The organism is Nostoc sp., from assembly GCF_054880495.1.
Genome location: NZ_JBTYKD010000016.1, coordinates 69,738 through 92,262, shown reverse-complemented (window position 1 = coordinate 92,262; position 22,525 = coordinate 69,738). Strand labels below are relative to the sequence as shown.

The following is a 22,525-nucleotide window of genomic DNA, read 5'->3' as shown; positions in this document are numbered from 1 at the left end:
CATTGTCTTTATGTGCGTAAGGTAGCAAACACACCAGCTAATTTTCCCCGTGCTACAGGTGTACCTTCTCAAAACCCGCTTTGAGGAGGGAGTGCGAGAAAAAGGCGTTGCTCAGTGAAAGTATGAATTAGTCACTTCCGAGTTCAGAAGGGGAATGGTGAAGCTTTGAAGTAAAGCGATCTAGATCGATTAAGCATCCTAGCTGAGTACCATGTTTAAGACAGTGCAAAATATTACCTCTCTGCTCAGGTGAGAGAATTTCTACAGTCCAGTCGGGATAAATTTTAAAAGTATTGGGTACTTCGCCATCAGCTTCAAAAGGAATTCGTTCCCAAATGAATACAGCAGCATCGGGAACAATAGAACGTTCACCAAATGTACAGCGCAATTCTGGAAAGGCGAGGGCAATTTGTGATGTTTCTGCAACTTGATTTACAGCATCACAAAACTTGAGATGGAGCCGAGAGTGTTTGCCAGCAGGCATAGTTTTTTGGTAAATTCGACCGTCAATAAACTCAATAGCAGGCTTAGTTTCCGGCAGTTTGAGGAATTTTTCAAGGGTTAGAGATGGAGGAGTTGCTGTTGTCATCGTCTTGAATTCAGTATTATTGCCACTCTGCCAAAATTTTATCGTTTATGTTTTCTGCTGAGATAAATCCATCAAATTTGCCAGCTTGTAAACTACCCGCGCTCCAACATTACCATCCCACTCACCATCACCGACTTCGCAGATATCAAAGCCAATAATTTTTTTCCCACTATTGACCAATTCTCGGAACAGACAAAAAGTTTGCTCTAATTCCAACCCACCGGGAACAGGAGTACCTGTACTCGGACAGAGTTTTGGATCTAGACCATCTGCATCAAAGCTAATGTAAACATACTCAGGTAAATGACTGATAATTTCTCGGCACAAATCAATCCAAGTTGTTCCAGAGTAAAGCTTTTGCTTAATAGCTGGGTCGTAATAAGCAATAATGCGATCGCTAGATTGGTCAATCATTTCCACTTCATCATGACTAATATCACGTAAACCCACTTGCACTAGCTTAGAAATTTGCGGTATTTTCATCGCATTAAACATAATAGACGCATGGGAAAACTCGAAACCCTCATAGGTATCGCGTAAATCTGCGTGGGCATCAATGTGCAAAATACCATAGTTTGGGTAGTTAGCCGCTAATGCTTGGAAATAACCTAAAGGCGAACTATGATCTCCACCAATGACTGCAACTCGCTTACCATGATTAATTGCTTCTTGACAATTTTCAAACAGCCATTGATTCACCTGTTCCCCAGCCTGATTAATTTCTGTCAGCACAGGTGTTAAATCTGGTGTATCTGAGAGTTGTTTACCTTGGGCTAATCGCTCGATAATTTTTGCTGCCAAAACGCGATAGTATGTGTTCTTCTCTACAATATCCTGGGGAATTTCCACCATGAAAATTCCCTGCTTCCAACCATCAGGATTATCAAAATCGAACAAATCTAGTTGAGTCGAAGCATCGAGAATTCGCTGTGGGGCATTAGCAGTGCCAGCACCATAGGAAACAGTGACTTCCCACGGCACACCAAAGACAACCAACTTTGCAGACTCGTAATCGCAAGGCAAACCTAAGAGGTTGCCATTTACTTCACCTACGCCGCTAGGATTGTAGTCTTTTAATTGATTACTCATTGAGTATCTTCTGTATTTATGTGGATAGACAGGACGCCGCCTAGTGGACATCTGCATTGTAATCAAAATTTTTCACAGGCGGTAAATTACTATCTTCCAAATACACAACTCCAAACTCCTGTACAGACGCGATTAATCGCATCTCTTCTACTCAATCAATATGATCGAAATTGCGACAATACACCTGTTGTCCGTATTCTTGCCACTCTTTGTCTGACGAGTAGGGTGACGGTTTTAATGTTGCCTCTTGGACGTATGCCATCAATGGGCGACGAAGACACTCATATTTCTCGAAAGCTGTGGCTATAGCTTGCGTATCATCCCAGTTATTCTCCTCAGCAATTTTAGCGATTAGTGTTGCAATCAAGAGTGCATCTTCAAATCCTTGATTAGCTCCTTGAGCCATGAAGGGAGGCATTCCATGTGCGGCATCGCCAACTAATACGATTCGCCCTACACTCCAGGCTGGTGGAATTTTGACAGCATCAGCTTCAGTATTGGGGTCAATTGTGCTAGGAACTTGTACAGAATCTAAAATAGTAGCGCGGTGAATATAGTATGGGCGTTGCTGCATCTTAGCAGGAGGAGATATACGTACTAATTGCTTAAGTACATGAGGAAAGCCTGCCTTCTCCAACTCCTGAAGAGCTAAGTCAATTAAAGAGTTTTCAGACTTTTCTTGCAACAAGTCCAAAGGTAAAGCAAGATGTATCACGTACCTTAGTTCACCAATTGGTCTGCGAAATAAAATCATCCTGATGTTATTTCTACAAACAGAATTTCCAGATATTTGATCATTAGTGATTGTTACAATTGGTGAGTCTTGAAAGAAATATTCTTCTAATTTCGTCCACAGTTCGGTTGTTATGTCGCCTATTTCTCTACAAAATATAGCTGCAAACCCGGAGTATTCAGGTCGAGCAAAATCATGGTATTGACTATCTGTGTAAAGCAGTCTACGAACTGTAGAATTAATCCCGTCTGCTGCAACAATTAGTTTAGCTCGAATCGATTTTGTTGCTAATTCTTGGGGGGCAGCATCCGATTTCTGGGGCTGTGTGTCATTCTGTTTCTGCCCATCTGTCCAATAAGCATAGGGGTTGGCTTCAGTGTCAGATACATAATCTATCCGCACACAATCGTTTTCCGGCTCATTCACAACATTGATACAACGGTGATTAGCTTTAACTCGGTCTTCGGGAAGTAGCTGTCTGAGGGTTGTCTGCAAATTGTACCAAGAAATTGACACTCGACCCTCGCCATAATCTTTAAACCAGTTATCAAAACTAAGCGAGATTGACCGAATTATCTGTCCCTGCAAATTTTTGTAAGTCCATTGGGGTGAAGTCTTTGAAGGTTGTTGCTCTTGAGTAGGTTCGACAGTTTTCTGGCCATTAGACTGCTGGGGATTCAATAAATCAAGTTCAGTTTTTTTGACTTCTTCGTAGGCGTTAGGATCTAAATATTTGAGAGCTTTTAATCCATTTGGGAGAAGATCCAACCCCTGACCAACTTCACGAAAGGCGCGAGTTTGATCGATGACAAGGATATTTTCAATACCACGTTTACGTAAGCCAATAGCAGTTGCTAACCCAATAGGTCCCGCGCCAACCACTACAACATCGTAGATTTCCTGAGGAGCAGAAGAGGAAACAACAGAGCCAGTCAAGGTATCAGATTTGGTTGATGTGTCTATATGTGTATGAGGACTTGATTTAGTTTCTAGCATATTTATACACAGTAATCTGGGATAGAAGCTGGGCAATGTGGAAAGCTATTAGCTATCAACTAAGATACCATTACATAAGAATATTAAAATGAAATGTGACAATTTAGATATTTTGCCGCGATCCGACTTTTATCTGAAACATCAACTATGGTTTCAATCTCGCTTCAAAATTTACCGCTCTTATCTAAAACCATTTCACTTTAATAATGATATAAATACGTTGGTAGGGAAGATTGCTTATTGGTGTCAACTTCAGGTTAAAAGGGCAGTTAGAAACCGCGTCTACACGAGGCAAAACCTTGATTTTAACTTAGTCTGCGTAGGCGGACTAAGTTTGTATAGTAGCGAATTATATTCGTCTAATAAGTAAGTAGGTGAGAAGAAATCAAAGTAGATTAAGTAATGTAAAAAATCTTGATATGTGTTCGTAGTGTTCGCCTAGCGCGATGCCCTGAGCTTGCCGTTCGCGCAGCGTCTCGTAGAGAAGGGTCTCGTAGAGAGGGCTAGCCTGCGGGAACGCTTCGCGAACAGCCCTCAAATTAGGACTAAAGTCCTTACTACAAACCTTGAATTATTCACGCCGCTCTACTTACTTTTCAAACATCCTCTTACGGTGTTAGAAAAGAGCGATTTCAGTTGCAAAGGAAATTTGTTGTCGCAAACTCTTGAGTAAATCTAGAGTTTTTTCGTAGGCAACTCTCTTTCCTTGGTTTTCAAAGTACTCAGATGCTTTTTGTAAATCAGACATCGCTTCTAAATGATATCCTAAGCGATAACGAGCTACTCCCCGATTAACATAAGCCTGGGCATTACTGGGGTTAAGTCTGATGACTTGGGAAAAATCACGCACTGCACCAAAGTCATCTCCATTTTGTCCACAAACACAACCCCGGTTAAAGTACGCTCTATTATCGTTAGCATTGAGACGAATTGCGAGATTAAAGTCAAGCATAGCTGCTTGGGTATCTTGCAAGACAAAATGCGCCAAACCTCGGTCATTGTAGATATCTGCAAGCAGTAAGCTGCTTATTTGGGGGATTTGAGTTAGGGCTAAATTAAAGTCAACAATTGCCTCAAAGTCTTTCCCATCCCCAGCACGGGCTAGCCCTCGGTTGTAGTAAGCTCGAAAATCATCGGGTTTAAGTGCGATCGCTCGATTATGATCGACAATGGCAGCTGGATAATCTCCTTGTCTGTAGAGTGCGACTCCCCGGTTCAGGTAAGCCTCAAAATTATCAGGTGCAAAATTTATTGCTTGAGTACAATCTGCGATCGCTTGATGGTAATCTTGTAATTGGAGATAAGCAAGAGCGCGATCGCTATAAGCTACAGCAAAATCTTTCTTAAGTTCAATCGCCTGGTTGAAATTTTCTATTGCTTGCTGGTAATTACCACGCCGCATCTTATCTACACCCAATTCCAACAAATCACCAGCTGTAATTTGCGTAATTAAAATCGGTGATGAATGTGCGGATGGAGTCAAACAAATGAAAGATAAAGCAATAATTACACTGAGAAATAATCGCCAGAAACCAGTCATAAACATCCTCTTTGACAATTTCGGCAACCCGAAAATTAGCGGGACAAAAAGCCCCGCAAATTGTTAATTTTTGAAGTTAGATTTTAGTCTACTTCCAGTCCTTATCTGCTTGTGAAAGCACATAAGCCGCTACATCTTCAATTTGGTTAGGTTTCAAGCGTTTGCCGAAGGCGGGCATGGCATTTTTACCTTTTGTAACTTGGGCAATAATCGCCTCTGCTGAGTACAAACCATACTTTTCCAAAGCATCTTTCTTCAGGTTTTTGTTAGCTTGAACCAGATTCTTGCCTCCGGCGTGACAAGAAGCACAATTGGCACTAAATACTTTAGCTCCACTAACAGCATCTGCTGCCAATGCTGGACTACTGAAGGCAAAGGTGAAGATTGCTATACCTAACAGCATCATGGTAATAATTTTTTTCATTTCGTGTTCCCTCTGCAATAACGGCTTATTCGGTGCAATATCCTCCATAATTGTCAGTCGAGGCGTTGCCTTAGTCAAATGACAAGCTGTCAAACTTCAGTTTATTAAAGTTTCGGGGTTTTGAATCTTCGAGTTTTTATAGCAGTTTTCATTTATTTGAACCACATTTGTTGTCGGGGCACAGCGTGGTCTATTTACGTGAAAATAGCTGTAAATTTAGGGTTGTTAGTACAGAGCGATATCTGGCAAAAAACTGCTTCTCTACGAGACGCTTTGCGAAAGCATCTACGTCTATGACCACAATGCAAATTTATTTGAACAATGAAATATAAAAGATGAAAATTATGCTGTTTGATCTTTTATACTTCATCCTTTATTATTTAGTTGAGCGCCCCTAACTGAATAAGCGCATCTTCTGTAACACGACAAATTCGCCAATCATCTAATATAGATGCTCCCATACTACGGTAGAATGCTTGGGCTGATTCGTTCCAATCCAATACACTCCACTCTAACCGCCCACAATCACGTTCTATAGCTATTTGGGCTACTTTAGTAAGAAGAGCCTTACCAATACCGAGCCGGCGATATTCTGGTAAAACAAACAAATCTTCCAGATAAATTCCTGGCTTAGTCAGAAATGTTGAATAATTATGAAAAAATAGGGCGAAACCAACAGATTGACCCGCAGATTCTGCTAAAATTGCCTCTACATATCTCCGTGAACCAAATAAATGTTCCTTAAGTGCCAGAGCATTGCCAGTAATCGCGTGAGATAATTTTTCATACTCTGCAAGTCCCTGAATTAATTTAAACAGTACGCTATAATCGGCTGGTTCAGCAAAACGCACAATCAAATTGCTACGCGAAGTCATTAGTCTATAGTCCATAGTTCATAGTCCATAGTCTATAGGCAACTGGGCAATTTTTTGAGGAATGACTAAACAAAAGCCGAAAAAAGGTACAAAACGCCCTGTTTTTGCAACTTGCAGTAGGTGAAGCTCAAGAAATATACAGATACAATTTGCTACAACGGAGAGGAACTCCTTGAGCGTCGGGAACCTCCGCAAGGCACTGGCTCCCCTACGAAATTTAAAGTTTTGCACTTTATTTGATCGATATTCGTTAGTGGAGCTAATTAGATCAGTCTACCTTGATCAATGTAATTAAATCAACCAACCTTTTAAACGTTTGGCTATGTGGGGACGCCGCAATTTTCGCATGGCTTTGCTTTGAATTTGTCGCACTCGCTCACGAGAAAGATTGAACATATTGCCAACTTCTTCTAAAGTACAGGGTTCGCTGGTTGTCAAACCATAGCGCAGAGAAATCACATCTTTCTCTCGTGGAGTTAACACGTCACCCAAGACTTCCCAAATCTCCTGACGCATCATGTTTTCATTCATTTTTGCTTCTGGAGACAGGTTATCTTCATCTTCTAGCAAATCCATCAATTCCGTGTCTTCTTCTTTTCCGACGCGGTGGTTGAGAGAAAGTGCTTGACGCCGTAGTTGTTGTAGCTGGCGTAGTTGTTGCACACTAATTTCTAAAGCTTCTGCCATTTCCCCTTCGGTGGGATTACGACAGAGTTTTTGTTTGAGTTCCCGTTGGGCTTTTTTCAGCTTATTAAGCTTTTCAACAATATGAATAGGTAGCCGAATTGTCCGCGCATCATTAGCTATAGCCCTGGTAATCGCTTGTCTAATCCACCAATAGGCGTAAGTAGAAAACTTATATCCTTTATCGGGATCGAACTTTTCTGTAGCGCGATTTAAACCCATTGCTCCTTCCTGAATTAAATCCAGAAAAGGCACTCCCCGATTTAGATATCGCTTGGCAATAGAAACTACCAATCTTAGGTTCGAGCGAATCATTTTGCGTTTCGCTACTCTACCTTGATACAAGCGACTTTCTAATTGCTTTTCGGTTATTTCTAGCTCGGAAGCCACTTCTAGCTTGCTAGGTTCTTGTCCCAATTTTAATTGTAAAGCAGCTTGTAATTCCCTAACTTCTTCTAGAAACCTGACTCGCCGCGCTAACTCTACCTCTTCATCAGGTTTTAGAAGCGGATAACGCGCCATTTCCTTAAAAAACGCGCCTACAGCATCATCATGTTCGGTTTTATTGTATCCTGAAGGACGAGCCGCCGCCATGTCATCTCCATCCCGTTCGTCTGATTCGGGATTTTCTACTACAATTGGAGATTCTTGATCTGCTACAGCATCTAAACTTTCGAGTGATGGTTCTTCGCTATCAGCAGTATTCTCCAGTATTTCCAATTTTCCCAATTCAACAATATTCATAGTTTCCTTTAGGGATTGTTGTTTTGTTTTGTACCTAATTTACTTACAGCTACTCGTTTGAGGCTTGGTAGTTTTCCCTAAGGGACGAATGCACCCGTTGATATAGCGAAATTCAAGCTTCTGCTAATTTATCTTCAGAAATAAAAAGCTGTATCTACCTACCAACTATAGGTTACGGTTAGATACAACCTATAACGAAACTGGCCTTGACACCCAACAAAACTTTCTTCTCAGGCTCACAACATATATATTCTTCATTTTTTTCGGAATTATCAAATATGTCAAATCCTCCTCAAACTTTCTCAACCTTAACAAATATAAAAATCTCAGCTAATCATCCCAATTTATTAAAGTTTCATATATTTTTCTAAATAATTTTAATGTTTAGGCGTTAGAAGTCACTGGATAAATCGAAAACCTGATGTTGGGATTAGGCATTGGCGATTAAAAGTTACCTATATGATACAAATTACAACAATGGCAGCTTAATTTTGGGATAATCTTATTTGTATAAAATAATCTCATATACAGAAATGGTTGAATATCTATCGATAGGCGGAAAAAGACTACTCCCTAATTAGTAGATAGAGCAACTGTTGCAGCAAGATCGGACATACTTTTATTTGTATAATGGGCATCAAATATTTATTGCACGTATAGAAGAGGTGAGATTGTCTAGTAGATTACATAAGAGGAAACTTATCAAGTATTATGAAGGATAACAGTATTGAGAAATACCATTTAAGTCTAAGAAAAGAAAAAGTTAGAGTTTAATTGGCTAGGTTAATTTTGACCAGCTATGTGAGTAAAATGTTAAACTATAAAGTCCGCAACTATGTATATTAATCAAGTAAATTTCTCTCCTTTAGTGGTAGCCCAAGCTAGTGAATTGTACCAGTCGGGTGCAACTCTTAATAGGTGGGTTGAAGTACTGGTAGACTGTCCAGGAAGTACAGGACTATTTACTTATCGATTGCCAGCCCAGTTAGAAATAAAACCAGGGGATATTTTGAGCGTGCCATTTGGGGCACAACAATTAGGAGCGCTCGCTATTCGGTTACTGTCACAACCAAATATCGATTTACCACCAGAAAAAATCCGGGAAGTAGAAGATATAGTCAGCGTTGGATTTTTCCCAAGTGCTTATTGGGAATTACTCAATCGAGTCGCTGCATATTACTATACGCCCCTGATTCAAGTGATCCGGGTTGCTTTACCACCAGGGTTGCTGGGGCGATCGCAGCGTCGTATCCGCATCATTAGAGGCACAGGAGAAGACGAAAGTAATTATTTACTTGCATCTGGCAATCCTTCAGCTTTCCTGACTCCAACTGCGCGGCAAATTTGGGAACTTTTACAAGGGCAGCCGGCGGGAAACTACAGTTTCGCCTACCTCCAACAAAAAGTCAAATTTGCTTATCGGGGAATTCGGGAGTTGTTGCGATTTGGTTTAGTAGAAAGCTATTTAGAACCACCACGGCTAACTAGACCAAAACTGCAAAAAGCAGTCACGCTGATAGCTACAATCGATGACGAGTTAACTACTCGCCAACGAGAAATTTTGGAAGTACTACGACGGCGGGGTGGTGAGTTGTGGCAAAATGAATTACTGGTAATTTGCAATGCTAGTTCCTCTATCCTGAAGACGTTGGCACAAAAGGGTTACATTGTCATCGAAGAACGGGAAGTATTGCGAACAGAACAGGGACCACAATTAGTCGGCGATGGTGCTAAATCCTTAACTGCTGCCCAAGCTAGCGCCTTAGAAACAATCCAGGCACTAGATGGATTTGCTAAAGTTTTGTTACATGGAGTGACAGGTTCGGGAAAAACCGAAGTATATTTGCAAGCGATCGCACCTCTCCTGAATCAAGGCAAATCCGCCCTTGTCTTAGTCCCAGAAATTGGACTCACACCCCAGCTAACTGATCGTTTTCGCGCCCGTTTTGGGAATAAAGTCAGCGTCTATCACAGCGCCCTTTCAGATGGTGAACGTTACGACACTTGGCGGCAAATGCTCACAGGAGAACCCCAAGTTGTCATTGGTACCCGCAGCGCCGTTTTCGCCCCTTTGCCTAAATTGAGTTTAATCATTTTAGATGAAGAACACGACAGCAGCTTTAAACAAGACTCACCCATTCCCACCTATCACGCCCGCAGCGTTGCTCAATGGCGAGCAGAATTAGAAAATTGTCCTCTAGTATTGGGTTCCGCTACGCCTTCTTTGGAGAGTTGGGTAAGTGTCAGAACCTCACCCCCTAGCTCCCTCTCCGCAAACAGAGAGGGGGGACAAGAAAGAAATCTTAACTCGGCAGGCAGGAGTTATTACTTAAGTTTGCCGGAACGTATCAATTCCCGCCCTTTACCGCCGGTGGAAATAGTCGATATGCGGCAAGAGTTGCAGCAGGGAAATCGCTCTATATTTAGTAGATCGCTGCAAGCAGCTTTGCAACAGTTGCAAGAGAGAAAACAACAGGGAATTTTATTTATTCATCGTCGGGGACACAGTACTTTTGTATCTTGCCGCAGTTGTGGATATGTGTTGGAATGTCCTCACTGTGACGTGTCGTTAGCGTATCACCACACCGAAGAAAAAGCGCCGGAATTACTGCGTTGTCATTATTGTAACTATGCGCGATCGCATCCTAAATTCTGCCCTGATTGTAGTTCCCCTTACCTAAAATTTTTCGGTAGCGGCACTCAACGAGTTACGCAGGAATTAGCGCGACAGTTCCCAGAGTTGCGCTTGATTCGTTTTGATAGCGATACCACCCGCAACAAAGGTTCACACCGGACTCTACTCACCCAATTTGCCAACGGCGAAGCAGATTTATTAGTAGGGACGCAAATGCTTAGCAAAGGTTTAGATTTACCACAGGTAACACTTGTGGGCGTCGTTGCTGCCGATGGATTGCTAAATTTATCAGACTATCGCGCCAGTGAACGGGCATTTCAAACCTTGACTCAAGTAGCTGGACGTGCTGGCAGAGGCGATGATCCGGGTAGAGTGATTGTGCAGACTTATACTACAGAGCATCAGGTAATTGCAGCAGTGCGATCGCACGATTATCTGTCTTTCTCGGAAGCTGAGTTAGAACAACGCCAAGCACTCAATTATCCCCCTTATGGACGGTTAATTTTATTGCGTTTAAGTAGTCTTGACGCGATTCAAGTGCAGAATACGGCGCAAATTATTGCTACAGCCTTGAGTACAGAAGAAGAATTTGAGATATTAGGCCCAGCACCAGCGAGTATTTTACGGGTAGCTAATCGTTATCGCTGGCAGATATTGATTAAATTTGCCCCCGATGCATTGCCAAAATTGCCAGATTGGGAAGAAGTGCGATCGCTTTGTCCGCCATCTGTTAGTTTGACAATTGATGTAGATCCATTAAATATTATGTAGTGAATTGCAGTTAAACCATCTTGTAGTTCACATACTTCTACATCAACTCCATCTCCCGCAACCCCTGGCGTAGTCTTTTGGCCTCTTCAGGATTATACCTTTCATGAAGGGCGATCGCTTTTCTAAAAGCTGTTAAACTATCTTGATGATTCCCAACTTTCAGCAACACTACCCCTAAATTTTGATAGGCTTCGGCATAGTTGGGATTTAAGCTGATTGCATTTTGATAATATGCGATCGCGTCTGTAAATAAACCCAAAGCTTTAAATATCATCGCTAAATTATAATGTCCAACAACAAAAGTCGGGTCAATTTTTAAAGTTGTGGCATAAGCAGTTTTTGCACCGTTGAAATCTCCTGCTACTTTGAGTAAGTTACCCAAGTTGTTGTATGCTCCTAATTTGAGCATCGGGTAAATTGGCAATTTGATCGCAGCTTTATAGTGCGAAATAGCCTGTGGGGATTTTTGCAATCGACTGTAGGCAATGCCTAAATGATAGTGGAGTTCATATAAAATATCGTAGTTTTCTTCAGCAGCAGTGATTCCTCGTCTCAGCAACTCCATACCTTGGGAAATTTTCCCAGTTTCCACATACAATGCCCCTAATTTACTGCAAACATAGGGATCATCAGGATGAGTCGCAAGAAACCCTGACATCGCCGTAGCGGCTTTGGCATATTTGTTATTTTGAGCGATCGCACTTTTTTGATATCCTGTGTGTAAAAGTGCCACCCCTGGTAAATAACCTACTTGCCAATGGGGTTCTTTGGTTAAAATTGCTGACACACTATCATCTACTAAGGCATGGTAAGGACGGTCAAAATGAATATCTGGATGATTACGGAATAGCCTGGAAACCAGAGAATAAGGAGATTGTTCTGCACCAACTTCCTGGCGAACGAGGTTGATCAGCAGGTATTCGTCTCTAGCGATCGCCTCTCGCAACTGCGGTACAATTGCTGATGTCAGAGTTTCATCAGCATCTAATACCAAAATCCAATCACCACTAACATATTTTAGAGCGGCATTGCGGGCAGCACTGAAGTCATTACACCATTTAAAATGATGGACTTTTGCACCGAGTTGTTGGGCAATATTAGGAGTGCGATCGATTGAGCCTGTATCCAAGACTACCATTTCATCCACTACTTTTCTGACACTGTTCAGGCATTTGGGTAGTGTTGCTGCTTCGTTTTTCACAATCATGCACAGACTGAGTTTCATATTGCCAATAAATTCTGGTTTCCGATTTTTTGCTTGCTGTTGTTACCAACTGTTATTTGTGCCGATATAGCATCAGATGATCATCTGGCGAGTTTTTAACAAGGTACATCATAGTCCCCTCCTCGCTTGCGGGGAGGGGGTTGGGGGTGGGGTTCTTGTACCTCATAAGGGTCGAGAAGCGCTATATTTGCCATCCAAAATCCTTAAGTTCTACTTGTTAGACAAGCTTACTGAAACTAAGTCAAGATATATCTATTTTACTTCCTTGACAATTTTTCTAAATAAGGCTAAAAAATCTTAACAGGGTGAGGTGTCACAAAGCCTGCTATATCAAGCTGTAAAGTGTAATCTTGAAGTGTGTTACATTATTTACACATCATCTACATACATTCTTCATAGTAGTGAAAACAAGTAATTTCTCATAGTTAATTTTCTGGGACTAAAATCGGATACACGAGTTTTTTCCAATTTTTATAACTATAATACACATTATATAAAGAGTCATATATGTATGAGAGATTCATTCGCCAAAACAGCAAATTTAGTTCGCCAAAATTTCAAAGAATATTTGCGAGCGCTTAAAAATTGGTTTTTAGATACACCAGAAAGGGCACTCTTAGAAGCTCAACAAGCAGCTCAAAGAATTAAAAATATTGAGAGAGAACATTTTGATAACAAAAAAATATCTTTAGAATCAGTAAAATATACTGAAACCGTGATGTCTTACTGGCAAGGATACCTTGATAAAAATTTAACTATTATCAAGCTCAGACTTGCAGAATTCCAGCTTAGTCGGGGAATTGTTAATATATCTAATTCTGTTTTATTAGAAAAACTGAAGATTATTGATGAAGTTGTAGAGAAGTACACTATCAAAGATAAACTAATTGCTCATAGCGGATTAGTATCAACTTCTCAAGCCAGACAAATTAAGCGGAGCAAAATCAATAAACAGCCAGACTTAGCTAATATTAATGATATTCAATCAACATCTCCATCTCAAACAACTGGAGCCGTTCCGAGGTCTATAGGCAAAACAGTTAATAGAATTAAAGCAGATTTTGCCCCGCAGACAGAAGAAGAATTTATCAGGAATTACCGAAATTCTCGAAATCGGACAAGAATTGCTCTAAGATTTCTCATAACTCTAATTATTGTACCCCTTTTAGCTCAGAACTTATCTAAATATTTTTTAGTAATTCCCATATTGGAAAGGATTAGAGGAGATAATCAAATTCAAATTTTCATCAATTCTGATCTGGAAAAAGAAGCTCTCCTGGAATTACATAATTTTGAGCAAGGATTGAGATTTGAATATTTACTCAAGCAAGCACCTCCACTTGATTCAGAGGTAATCAAAGAAAAAATTAAAGACAAAGCAATAGAAATAGCTGAGGGATCTCACATTAAAAGTAATAGCGCTCTTAGCAATGTTTTTGCAGATTTAATCTCACTATTTTCTTTCGGTATAATCATCGCTCTGAGCAAAAGAGAAATTGTGATTCTCAAGTCTTTTATGGATACCATTGTCTATGGTCTGAGTGATAGTGCTAAGGCTTTTTTGATTATTCTCTTTACAGATATATTTGTTGGATTTCACTCACCAGATGGGTGGGAGGTCATTCTTGAGGGGTTTGCAGAACATTTAGGTCTGCCAGCCACTAGAAATGCAATCTTTTTCTTTATTGCGACATTTCCGGTGATTTTAAACACTATCTTTAAATACTGGATATTCCGCTATCTAAGTCGTTTATCGCCATCGGCATTAGCGACATTAAAAGAAATGGATGAGTAATTGATAGTTCATAATACCCTAGCCGATTTAGTCATGAGTCATTGGTACGTTTTCGTAGCCGTAGGATCAGTTAAAATTTTTTAATTAATAAATCATAACTTTTAGAAATTAGCACTTTAAAATGTGCTTCAGTATAAACAGCCGTTAGGAAATTTTATACATGAATCACGATGCTTTTATTGTTCCACCAGGTTCAAAGATTTCTCTGAAAAAAAACTATGACCCAGCCTATAAGACTGATTTTGATCAAAAAACTGATGCTGCTAGCAAATTACAGGCAGATATTGAACGAATAGCAAATTACCAAAATATTCTTTATGCTCAAAATACTTATGCCTTACTGATTATTTTTCAGGCAATGGATGCTGCTGGCAAAGATAGCACAATTAAACATGTGACTTCTGGTGTAAACCCGCAAGGATTTCAGGTGTTTAGTTTTAAGAGTCCCAGTGCAGAAGAATTAGACCATGACTACCTGTGGCGAACAACTAAGGCTTTGCCAGAAAGAGGCCGAATTGGGATATTCAACCGTTCATATTATGAAGAAGTGCTTGTGGTTCGTGTCCATCCAGAAATGCTTAATAAACAACAACTTCCCCACTTACCTGAAGGAAAGAAGATATGGAAACAGCGCTTTGAAGAAATCAATAATTTTGAAAACCATTTGGTAAACAATGGTGTAATCATCCTGAAGTTTTTTCTAAATGTCTCGAAATCAGAGCAGAAAAAACGCTTTTTAGAACGGATTGAATATCCTGAAAAAAATTGGAAGTTTTCAGATAGCGATGTTCGAGAACGAGCTTTTTGGGATGATTATATGAATGCTTATGAAGAAGTTTTTAACTATACTAGTACTAAATGGGCACCCTGGTATATTATTCCTGCCGATCGCAAATGGTTTACACGTCTGGTAGTGGCCAATATTATCTGCACAAAATTACAAGAACTAAATCTGCAATACCCGACAGTTAGTGAGGAACATAGGCAACAACTTTTACAAGCGAAACGCATTCTAGAGAAGGAAGATTAAGAGGCTGTTTGAAAAGTCGGAGAGATGGTAAAAAAGCTCTCTCAGTATAGGCTGTGAATAGATAGTAGACAGCACTCTCGTGAGCAACATGAGTAAAGCATACCCCAGCAATCTGACCCGTGTTCAATATGAATTTTTGAGTGACATGATTCCAGAACCAAAACCCGGTGGTCGCTTTTCTTGAAGTTGATATATGGGAAGTCCTTAACGGAATTTTTTATGTCCTGCTTAGTTGGAGTTAAATGGCCATAAGCCTTCGGCATAGCTTCGCTTACCGCTACCGGGTGACTTTCCTGCATGGTAGACCGGAGGCGGAGCGTCTCCGGCTCCGCAGTGTACACCTATTTTCGTAATTGGCGCTGCATATGGAACTTGGCTGGAAATTCACGATACACTCCGGCAGTGGACACGAATTGAGCAGGTGGTTCTGCGACCAGAACAAACCTTCATGTTTTGTCCTGCTCAAAAAACGCCTTCGTCGTGGAGCGGACTTATGGGAAGGTTAATGGGGTGTCGGCGATTGGTTAACAGACGTTGAATTATTCCCTGAAACATCGGAGACATTTATCTACCTTGCCATCATCCGTATTATAGTAAGGCGACTGGCATAACATTTAACTTCTCAAAACTTTTCAAACAGCCTCTTAACTAACTTCTAATTAAAAAAAGTGAACATAGATTAAAAATGATAACTAACATCATAATTTATTAAGTTCTTCACGCTAAATTGAGAGTATGCTTAATAAGTGAAATCTAGTTGATAATTTAAGTAACTAAGTGCAAATAAACTTAAACATTTGTTGAGTTTTTTATACTTTACTATTTGTTTGAGTGTTAAATACTAAAAAACAAAGTTTATTTGTGCCAACTTACTAACTAGATTGTCGAGCAAGGCGGTAAACTTAACAAAAATTACCTAAGATGATCAGAAGAATTTTGCTCGCTGTATCGGGATTGGGACACGCAGAAGAAATGCTCAAAACCCTAAAAGAAATCCCTTCAATTCAATCTGCCAAAGTTACAATTTTGCATGTTGTTCCTGCACAAAATGCTGCTGCTACCATGACAGCTAAATGGGAAAATGGTGGTAAAATTCTGGCGAATGCCATTCAAACTTTGAACTTAGATCCTAGCCAAGTTTCTTCAATTTTACGTGAAGGCGACCCCAAAGATGTAGTTTGCCAAGTAGCTGATGAAATCGATGCTGACTTGATTATTATGGGTTCACGCGGGCTGAAGCGGTTGCAATCGATTTTATCGAACTCAGTCAGTCAGTATGTTTTCCAACTATCTTCTCGCCCCATGTTGCTGGTAAAAGATGACATTTATGTGAAAAAAATTACGCGCATTATGGTGGCAATAGATAACTCAGATTCAGCAAAAAATTGCTTGAAATTGGCTCTATTCTTGTTGCGAGATATTCAGGGTGGCCAGTTAATTCTGGCAAATGTTAGTACAAATTTAGGCGGTAAAAAATCGCAAATAACCGAGATTAGCTCAGACAAAAATCCAGTTTTGGCAGCCGCAGTTGCAGAAGCGCAAAAACAGGGCATTCAATCTCGTTCTTATATCAGCACTGGCAAACCCGGTGAAGAAATTTGTCGGTTGGCAGAAGAGTTGAATATAGACTTATTATTGCTCGGTTCTCCAGATCGTCGTCCATCCATCGCTAAGAGTTTTGTTGATATAGACAGACTCATCGGCTCTTCCTTGTCTGACTATGTTCGAGTCAATGCGACTTGTCCGGTATTGTTGGCGCGGACAATCGCTTAAAGTCAAAATAGAGTTAGCAGTTAAAAAATAAAAACCCCTGCACCATTAGTGTAGGGGTTATTTATTTTATACACGAACTCTTAACTATCTTTTCCACCTTCGCGGCTAGCAGTTTGAATGTACAGAATTAGTAAAAACACGGCGGGAACCAGTACGAACAAAATGCTCGCTATGAACCCCAGGTCATTAACTTGCATGGCAAGAAAACCTCTCTTAAATTTCCAGTCAACAACATTAGGATAGCATCATCAATGACAGAATTATACCAATTCAAAATTTTCGCGTAGCGCGATGCCCTGAGCTTGCCGTTCGCGCAGCGTCTCGTAGAGAAGGGTCTCGTAGAGAGTAAACTCAATTTTGGTAAGTATTTTGACTACTGACTGGATAGAAGTGGAAGCAATGGCAGATTTGAGAATTTAAGGCTTGGTGACTACACTGACAGAGCCATTCACTAAAGTTTGACAGGCAAGGCGGTAATTTTCTGGCTTTTTCTTGAATTTCCGGTTTTCTACGTCTGTGCGGGGGGAAAGATTTTCTAGTCCTTCGACTATCTCGACAACGCAAGTGCCACACTGACCATTACCACCGCAATTCGTCATCTTGCCAATTAATGTATATATATCAATGTTATTTTGCATCGCTTGGAGCCGGAGATTTGCACCATCCGCCGCCACTACTTCTTTATTTTCTTTAAGGAATTTGATATTACCCATAACTGTTTCCTTCTTGACTCTAAGCTTGGCTTTCAAGGCTTCATATTGACATAGCTTGATTCATCTCTTATTTATTATATTAATTCATTACAAAATATTAATAAATATTAATTTTATCAAATATGGTGTCACAAAAAAATAAGACAGGTATTTTACCTGTCCTATAAATTGAAAAATAGATTAACTTACCTAAATCCCACGGCTGCTTGCCAAACGAAAGCAAGCAACAAGAAGAATACAGGGATGACTGGGAGAACGTCTACCAAAGGATCGAAGATTTGGTAAGCTTCAGGCAGTTTTGCTAATAAAAGTGCTGCTTCCATGTTTGTTTAAATCCACCTATCCAACACAGCTTTCATAATTGAGATATATTTTAACATGGTTTGGTCATTTGTTAGACGCGATTGATCGCGTCTGTACAGGAGTTAGGAGTTGAAAATTATTATTCTTCCCCTGTTTCCTCTGCCCCTCTTACCCCCTCATCTTCCTCATCTCCCCTTTCTTGATTGAGCCAGTGGCCAAATTCTGTGACAAAGCGATCGCTCAATATTGCTTCTCGAATCTTTTGTGTAAAGCGAATTAGTTCGGTAATGTTGTGAATGCTCAACAAGGTATAAGCTAAAATTTCCTGCGATCGCACTAAATGAGATACGTAAGCACGGCTAAAATTTTGACAAGTGTAGCAGGGACAAGTTTCATCCAAGGGCGCAAAATCTTCACGAAACTTAGCATTTTTTAAATTCCAGCGTCCGCCCTGGACTATTGCCGTCCCATGTCTGGCCCAGCGTGTGGGAATTACGCAATCAAATAAATCTACACCAGATGCGATCGCGATCGCCATTTCCCGATAAGTACCCACACCCATCAAGTAACGCGGCTTTTCCGGTGGTAAAAGCGGTGCTGTCACTTTTACAATTTCAGCCATCAATTCTGGCGGTTCTCCCACACTCACGCCACCAATGGCATAACCGGGCAAATCCAACTTAGCCAAAGCTTCGGCTGCACGGCAACGCAAATCCAAATACACGCCCCCCTGCACAATCCCAAACAAAGCCTGCTCACTGCGTTGATGAGCCGTTATACAGCGTTCTAACCAGCGATAAGTGCGCTCAGTTGCCGTTTCTACCTCTTGGCGAGTCGCTGGATAGGGCGGACACTCATCAAATGCCATGATTACATCTGCCCCTAAAGTATTTTGAATCTGAATGGATAGCTCAGGTGTTAAGTTAATAATTTGTCCATCATGGGGCGATCGAAAAGTTACGCCTTCTTCAGTAATTTTCCGCATCTCACTTAAGCTGAACACCTGAAACCCACCCGAATCCGTGAGCATCGGACCGTTCCAACCCATAAATTTGTGCAACCCACCACCTCCAGCCACGATCGCTTCTCCTGGTTGTAGGTGAAGATGATAAGTATTGGCTAAGATCATTTGCGCCCCAGTATCACGTAGCTGGGCTGGGGTGATAGTTTTGACATTTGCCAGCGTTCCCACTGGCATAAATCTGGGGGTTTCTACAACACCGTGAGGCGTGAAAAAGGCTCCGGCTCTAGCTTTAGTTTGGCTACAGCAAGCAAGACATTCAAAGGAAAAATTTGCACTCATGCCATTTGGGATTTTAGACTTGTCGTGAGCCTCAGCCGAACGATTTTAGATTTTGGATTGTGAAACGCTAATCGGTAAAGAGTTTTAGAAATCCATAACTAGCAGCCATAAAACCAAATGGTATTAGGGCAAAATTAATGTTATTTGGCTAAATTATGGACAAACATAAAAACTGATAATTGAGTTTTAGTGAATAGTTAAGGACTAAGAATTAAATAAGATACAATTTATGTCCCTGGCTTACCTCAACCTCAATCCCTCTTCTTTATAAGGAGAGGGAAGCTAGAGACAGGATAAAGTTTTCCATTTTCATTTTATTTAATCTACGTTCCTAAGCACTCACGACTAACTTTGTTACCAACTTTACGAGTATATACTGGAATAATTGTTATTTAGAAAGAATCAGAACAGTCATCGTCAATTTCTGCATCCCACCTAGCTGAGAGTACTTGCTCCATCATCGCTTCTATGGCGCTGACATTGAAGTTTCGCTCTCGTCGCTCTTGTAAAGGGGTTGAGCGGGGAATCAACCGCAGACAAACCCCATCCTGCATCAAATCAAAATAGGTTTCTTGTTGCGACGACTGTTTTAGTTCCAAGTAATCAAAACTACAAACATTCAGATATAGCGCGTGGTTAGCTACTAAAGTAGACCTTTGCGGATTAGCAAAAACTTCCATCACATCCCCTTCACCCTCGCTCAGTACCTTATCTTCTTGGGTGTAGATGTAGTGGACTCGACCTAAATCTGTCAGCAATCGCCGGATGTCGAGCTTATTTACAATGATGCCCGTGTTAATAATGCACGGGGCTGGTATCCTGATGTCGGGTAGATGGTGACTCATAGGAAAATAGCGATTGAGCTAAGGAGAGTGACAACATAGCTAAACTGTCATAATTGAATAGCTTGTTTACTCCCACATTTAAAAAAATATCAATTTTGTCGGGCAACCGTCTAATTAATTTGGGGTAAGTTTTTAGTTAACAAATACAAAACTCAAATTTTGATCGCTGATGGAATTGTAATTTCCCGAATCACATTTTTTTGTATAAAAAGTAACTGAGCTGTATTTAGTTAGCACTTAGATCAGGATAACAAAATTTTCAGTGAGAATTTCTAATATGAAGTAAATCTTATTTAAAGCTTTAAAGTCCGCTCATATCGCTTGTACCGAAATTAAACTATTATCGAGCAATTAACCAAATATTAATGTAATTCAGATGACGAAACAGCAACAGTGGTGGAAAAAGCTGCTGTTAAAGCTGGCAGCTAGTATTATATTTTACACTATTATTCCAATACCGTATTTGAACGGATTGGACTTTCGGGGAGTGGCGCGTCTTGCTTCGCTTGTAGGGTTGATAATTGGGGGAATTTTAGCGTTACTGGATACGGGGATGGGTTATATTGATATGCCAGTGTTAACTCGTAGTGCTTTGGTAGTAAGTGTTTGGATTGCCATAACTGGAGGACTGCACTTAGATGGGGCAATGGATACTGCCGATGGTTTGGCAGTGGGCGACCCAGATCGGCGACTGGAGGTGATGGCAGATAGTGCTACAGGTGCATTTGGGGCAATGGCAGCGATCGCCTTGGTGACACTGAAAATAACAGCTTTGACAGATATGCCAGAAAACCGTTGGTTATTGCTGATGGCTGCTTGTGGCTGGGGACGGTGGGGACAACAGCTAGCGATCGCACGATATCCTTATCTGAAACCAACTGGTAAAGGTGCATTTCACAAACAAGCCATTCGTTCTTACAAAGATTTGTTACCGGGATTATTTTTGTTGTTTGGTTTGAGTGGTTTACTTTGGCTGATAGATAAACAGCAGTTATTTCTCGCACTGACAATGATAGTCGCTGGAAGTGCGATCGCTACTTTAACTGGTGCGTGGTTCAACCACAAATTAGGCGGACACACTGGAGATACCTACGGCGCAGTCGTTGAGTGGACTGAAGCCTTATTTCTCTGCCTGCTGACCGTTTTTTAGAAATGAGGGAGATGAGGGAGATGAGGAAAATAATCCATGCCCAATACCCAATACCCCATGCCCAATGCCCCATGCCCAATTCATTTAATCGGTTGCAACTTTGTCACCTTGAGTTTAAAAGCCCCAACCCCAGTTTCCCCAAAAGACCGGACACGAATAACATAATTCCCTCTCTCGACGATGCGAGTAAATAGTAGGGAATTGCTAGTACCATCAGGGCCATCATCATTTTCTGCCAAAGTCGAACCATCAGGTGCCAGCAGTGTGATTATGGTGTCAAAGTTTTCTGATGACAGGTCAACTGCTAAATTATCGCCCTTCTCTAACTTCACTATGTAATCACGGGCAAACCCACCTTGACCTGTAGGAATGTCTTTGTCTGAGAGGGTATCAGTAATTTCACTACTGCTAGATAAAGGGATTGGAGTATACAACTTATTTTGAGCAAAAGCTGCACTTGTACTTATGCCTATTGCCAGCAATGTGGCAGGAATGATAATGAGTTGTTTTAAACCTGCCTCAAAAACTTTATTCATACATTTCAAGCAATTTTTCCCCAAAAATAGAGTAATTCGGTGAATTTATATCATTCTCTGCCAAAACTTGCCCATTAATTCTTGATTTATCCGTCTTTAACCGTAGTGGCTACTGCTACTAATCCTAAAACTGCAATTCCATGCTGACGAAATGTTTGCACAGCAGACCTGGCAGTAGCACCAGTAGTATAAATGTCGTCAACTAACAGCACTGGGACATTTGGAGGACGATCGCGAAATTCTTGCCCAACAGCAAAAGCATTGTCCAAGTTTTTTTCTCGTTTAGATACCGACAAACCAAACTGCGCTTCAGTTTCTCGCACTCTTGCTAAACCGTTTAGTTTCAATTTTAATCCAGTTATTTCGCAGAAGCTTTGTGCTATCAGTGCGGCTTGATTGTATTTACGTTGCTTTTGTTTGCTAGGGTGAAGTGGGATGGGAACTACCACAGTCCGGCTATCTCGCCTCGGTGAATTTAACAACCATGCTTCTCCTAACCATTGACCTAAAGGACGAGCTATTTGGGGTTGATTTTCGTATTTCATCGCCGCGATCGCCCGTTTCACCGGGCCAATATACTCCCCCCAGCCAAACACTGGTATTGGTTCTTGCCATAGAGAAATCAGGTCTTTCCGTTGACATTTTTGCAGTTGTCTGGTGCAATTGTGACAGAATTCTTGGGAAGTTGCGCGTTGACATAGGGGGCAATGGGATTGGAGAAAAAGATTGAGTAAGCCTGTGAGATTTTTAATCCAAGTGTGCATTTTTAGGA

General features: G+C 40.9%; 20 protein-coding genes and 1 pseudogene. 6 read left to right on the top strand and 15 right to left on the bottom strand.

All coding sequences use genetic code 11. The features are described 5' to 3' along the window. Positions 1-84: pseudogene (locus ACYTXL_RS02020) on the top strand (16S rRNA (guanine(527)-N(7))-methyltransferase RsmG); the annotation flags it as partial. Positions 85-127: 43 nt separating this feature from the next. Here the strand turns inward: ACYTXL_RS02020 and ACYTXL_RS02015 are convergent. The 7 genes from ACYTXL_RS02015 to ACYTXL_RS01985 all read right to left on the bottom strand — a co-directional run bounded on the left by ACYTXL_RS02015 (position 128) and on the right by ACYTXL_RS01985 (position 7,674). After that, on the bottom strand, positions 128-589 hold the full coding sequence (locus ACYTXL_RS02015; protein WP_461921205.1) for a Uma2 family endonuclease: 462 nt from the start codon (positions 587-589) through the stop codon (positions 128-130). A gap of 45 nt (positions 590-634) precedes the next feature. After that, positions 635-1,678, bottom strand: a complete 1,044-nt coding sequence (gene speB, locus ACYTXL_RS02010; protein ID WP_461921206.1) for an agmatinase SpeB — start codon at positions 1,676-1,678, stop codon at positions 635-637. A 151-nt stretch (positions 1,679-1,829) separates the two neighbouring features. Then, positions 1,830-3,407, bottom strand: coding sequence for an FAD-dependent oxidoreductase (locus ACYTXL_RS02005; RefSeq protein WP_461921207.1), 1,578 nt, complete (start codon positions 3,405-3,407; stop codon positions 1,830-1,832). A 616-nt stretch (positions 3,408-4,023) separates the two neighbouring features. Beyond that, on the bottom strand, positions 4,024-4,947 hold the full coding sequence (locus ACYTXL_RS02000; RefSeq protein ID WP_461921208.1) for a tetratricopeptide repeat protein: 924 nt from the start codon (positions 4,945-4,947) through the stop codon (positions 4,024-4,026). Between the two features lie 88 nt (positions 4,948-5,035). Then, positions 5,036-5,371 carry a cytochrome c6 PetJ gene (gene petJ / locus ACYTXL_RS01995; RefSeq protein ID WP_461921209.1) on the bottom strand — a complete coding sequence of 112 codons (336 nt, stop codon included), beginning with the start codon at positions 5,369-5,371 and terminating at the stop codon, positions 5,036-5,038. Between the two features lie 380 nt (positions 5,372-5,751). Beyond that, positions 5,752-6,246 (bottom strand): GNAT family N-acetyltransferase, encoded by a 495-nt coding sequence (locus ACYTXL_RS01990; RefSeq protein WP_461921210.1) that lies wholly within the window; start codon positions 6,244-6,246, stop codon positions 5,752-5,754. A 291-nt stretch (positions 6,247-6,537) separates the two neighbouring features. Continuing rightward, entirely contained in the window at positions 6,538-7,674 is a 1,137-nt protein-coding gene (locus tag ACYTXL_RS01985) for an RpoD/SigA family RNA polymerase sigma factor (protein WP_461923262.1), read from the bottom strand. A gap of 835 nt (positions 7,675-8,509) precedes the next feature. On the opposite strand from ACYTXL_RS01985, the gene priA reads away from it, so the two are divergent. Beyond that, complete coding sequence (priA, locus tag ACYTXL_RS01980) at positions 8,510-11,080, top strand: primosomal protein N' (RefSeq protein WP_461923261.1); 2,571 nt, start codon at positions 8,510-8,512, stop codon at positions 11,078-11,080. A 37-nt stretch (positions 11,081-11,117) separates the two neighbouring features. Here the strand turns inward: priA and ACYTXL_RS01975 are convergent, their stop codons facing one another. Beyond that, positions 11,118-12,305: a tetratricopeptide repeat protein gene (locus ACYTXL_RS01975; RefSeq protein ID WP_461923260.1), complete on the bottom strand. Its 1,188-nt coding sequence runs from the start codon at positions 12,303-12,305 to the stop codon at positions 11,118-11,120. A 511-nt stretch (positions 12,306-12,816) separates the two neighbouring features. Here ACYTXL_RS01975 and ACYTXL_RS01970 point away from each other — a divergent pair. The 3 genes from ACYTXL_RS01970 to ACYTXL_RS01960 all read left to right on the top strand — a co-directional run bounded on the left by ACYTXL_RS01970 (position 12,817) and on the right by ACYTXL_RS01960 (position 16,903). Further along, on the top strand, positions 12,817-14,100 hold the full coding sequence (locus ACYTXL_RS01970; protein ID WP_461923259.1) for a proton extrusion protein PcxA: 1,284 nt from the start codon (positions 12,817-12,819) through the stop codon (positions 14,098-14,100). A gap of 160 nt (positions 14,101-14,260) precedes the next feature. Next, on the top strand, positions 14,261-15,130 hold the full coding sequence (locus ACYTXL_RS01965) for a polyphosphate kinase 2 family protein (RefSeq protein ID WP_461923258.1): 870 nt from the start codon (positions 14,261-14,263) through the stop codon (positions 15,128-15,130). Between the two features lie 921 nt (positions 15,131-16,051). Continuing rightward, positions 16,052-16,903 carry a universal stress protein gene (locus tag ACYTXL_RS01960; RefSeq protein WP_461923257.1) on the top strand — a complete coding sequence of 284 codons (852 nt, stop codon included), beginning with the start codon at positions 16,052-16,054 and terminating at the stop codon, positions 16,901-16,903. A gap of 80 nt (positions 16,904-16,983) precedes the next feature. Here the strand turns inward: ACYTXL_RS01960 and psbM are convergent, their stop codons facing one another. The 5 genes from psbM to ACYTXL_RS01935 form a co-directional block, all read right to left on the bottom strand. Further along, positions 16,984-17,100, bottom strand: coding sequence for a photosystem II reaction center protein PsbM (psbM, locus tag ACYTXL_RS01955; RefSeq protein ID WP_084227279.1), 117 nt, complete (start codon positions 17,098-17,100; stop codon positions 16,984-16,986). A 219-nt stretch (positions 17,101-17,319) separates the two neighbouring features. After that, complete coding sequence (locus ACYTXL_RS01950) at positions 17,320-17,616, bottom strand: 2Fe-2S iron-sulfur cluster-binding protein (protein WP_461923256.1); 297 nt, start codon at positions 17,614-17,616, stop codon at positions 17,320-17,322. Positions 17,617-17,801: 185 nt separating this feature from the next. Beyond that, the gene (locus ACYTXL_RS01945) at positions 17,802-17,939 is read right to left on the bottom strand and encodes a photosystem II reaction center protein K (RefSeq protein WP_006195022.1); all 138 of its coding nucleotides are present in this window, start codon (positions 17,937-17,939) and stop codon (positions 17,802-17,804) included. Positions 17,940-18,058: 119 nt separating this feature from the next. Further along, positions 18,059-19,222 carry a tRNA guanosine(34) transglycosylase Tgt gene (gene tgt / locus ACYTXL_RS01940; protein ID WP_461923255.1) on the bottom strand — a complete coding sequence of 388 codons (1,164 nt, stop codon included), beginning with the start codon at positions 19,220-19,222 and terminating at the stop codon, positions 18,059-18,061. 392 nt (positions 19,223-19,614) lie between these two features. Further along, positions 19,615-20,067 carry a hypothetical protein gene (locus tag ACYTXL_RS01935; RefSeq protein WP_292806018.1) on the bottom strand — a complete coding sequence of 151 codons (453 nt, stop codon included), beginning with the start codon at positions 20,065-20,067 and terminating at the stop codon, positions 19,615-19,617. Between the two features lie 376 nt (positions 20,068-20,443). Between ACYTXL_RS01935 and cobS the strand changes: the two genes are divergently transcribed. Continuing rightward, complete coding sequence (gene cobS, locus ACYTXL_RS01930) at positions 20,444-21,217, top strand: adenosylcobinamide-GDP ribazoletransferase (RefSeq protein ID WP_461923254.1); 774 nt, start codon at positions 20,444-20,446, stop codon at positions 21,215-21,217. Positions 21,218-21,297: 80 nt separating this feature from the next. Here cobS and ACYTXL_RS01925 read toward each other — a convergent pair whose 3' ends face one another. Further along, positions 21,298-21,753, bottom strand: a complete 456-nt coding sequence (locus tag ACYTXL_RS01925) for a pre-peptidase C-terminal domain-containing protein (protein ID WP_461923253.1) — start codon at positions 21,751-21,753, stop codon at positions 21,298-21,300. A gap of 86 nt (positions 21,754-21,839) precedes the next feature. Continuing rightward, positions 21,840-22,517, bottom strand: coding sequence for a ComF family protein (locus ACYTXL_RS01920; protein ID WP_461923252.1), 678 nt, complete (start codon positions 22,515-22,517; stop codon positions 21,840-21,842). Positions 22,518-22,525 lie beyond the last annotated feature (8 nt).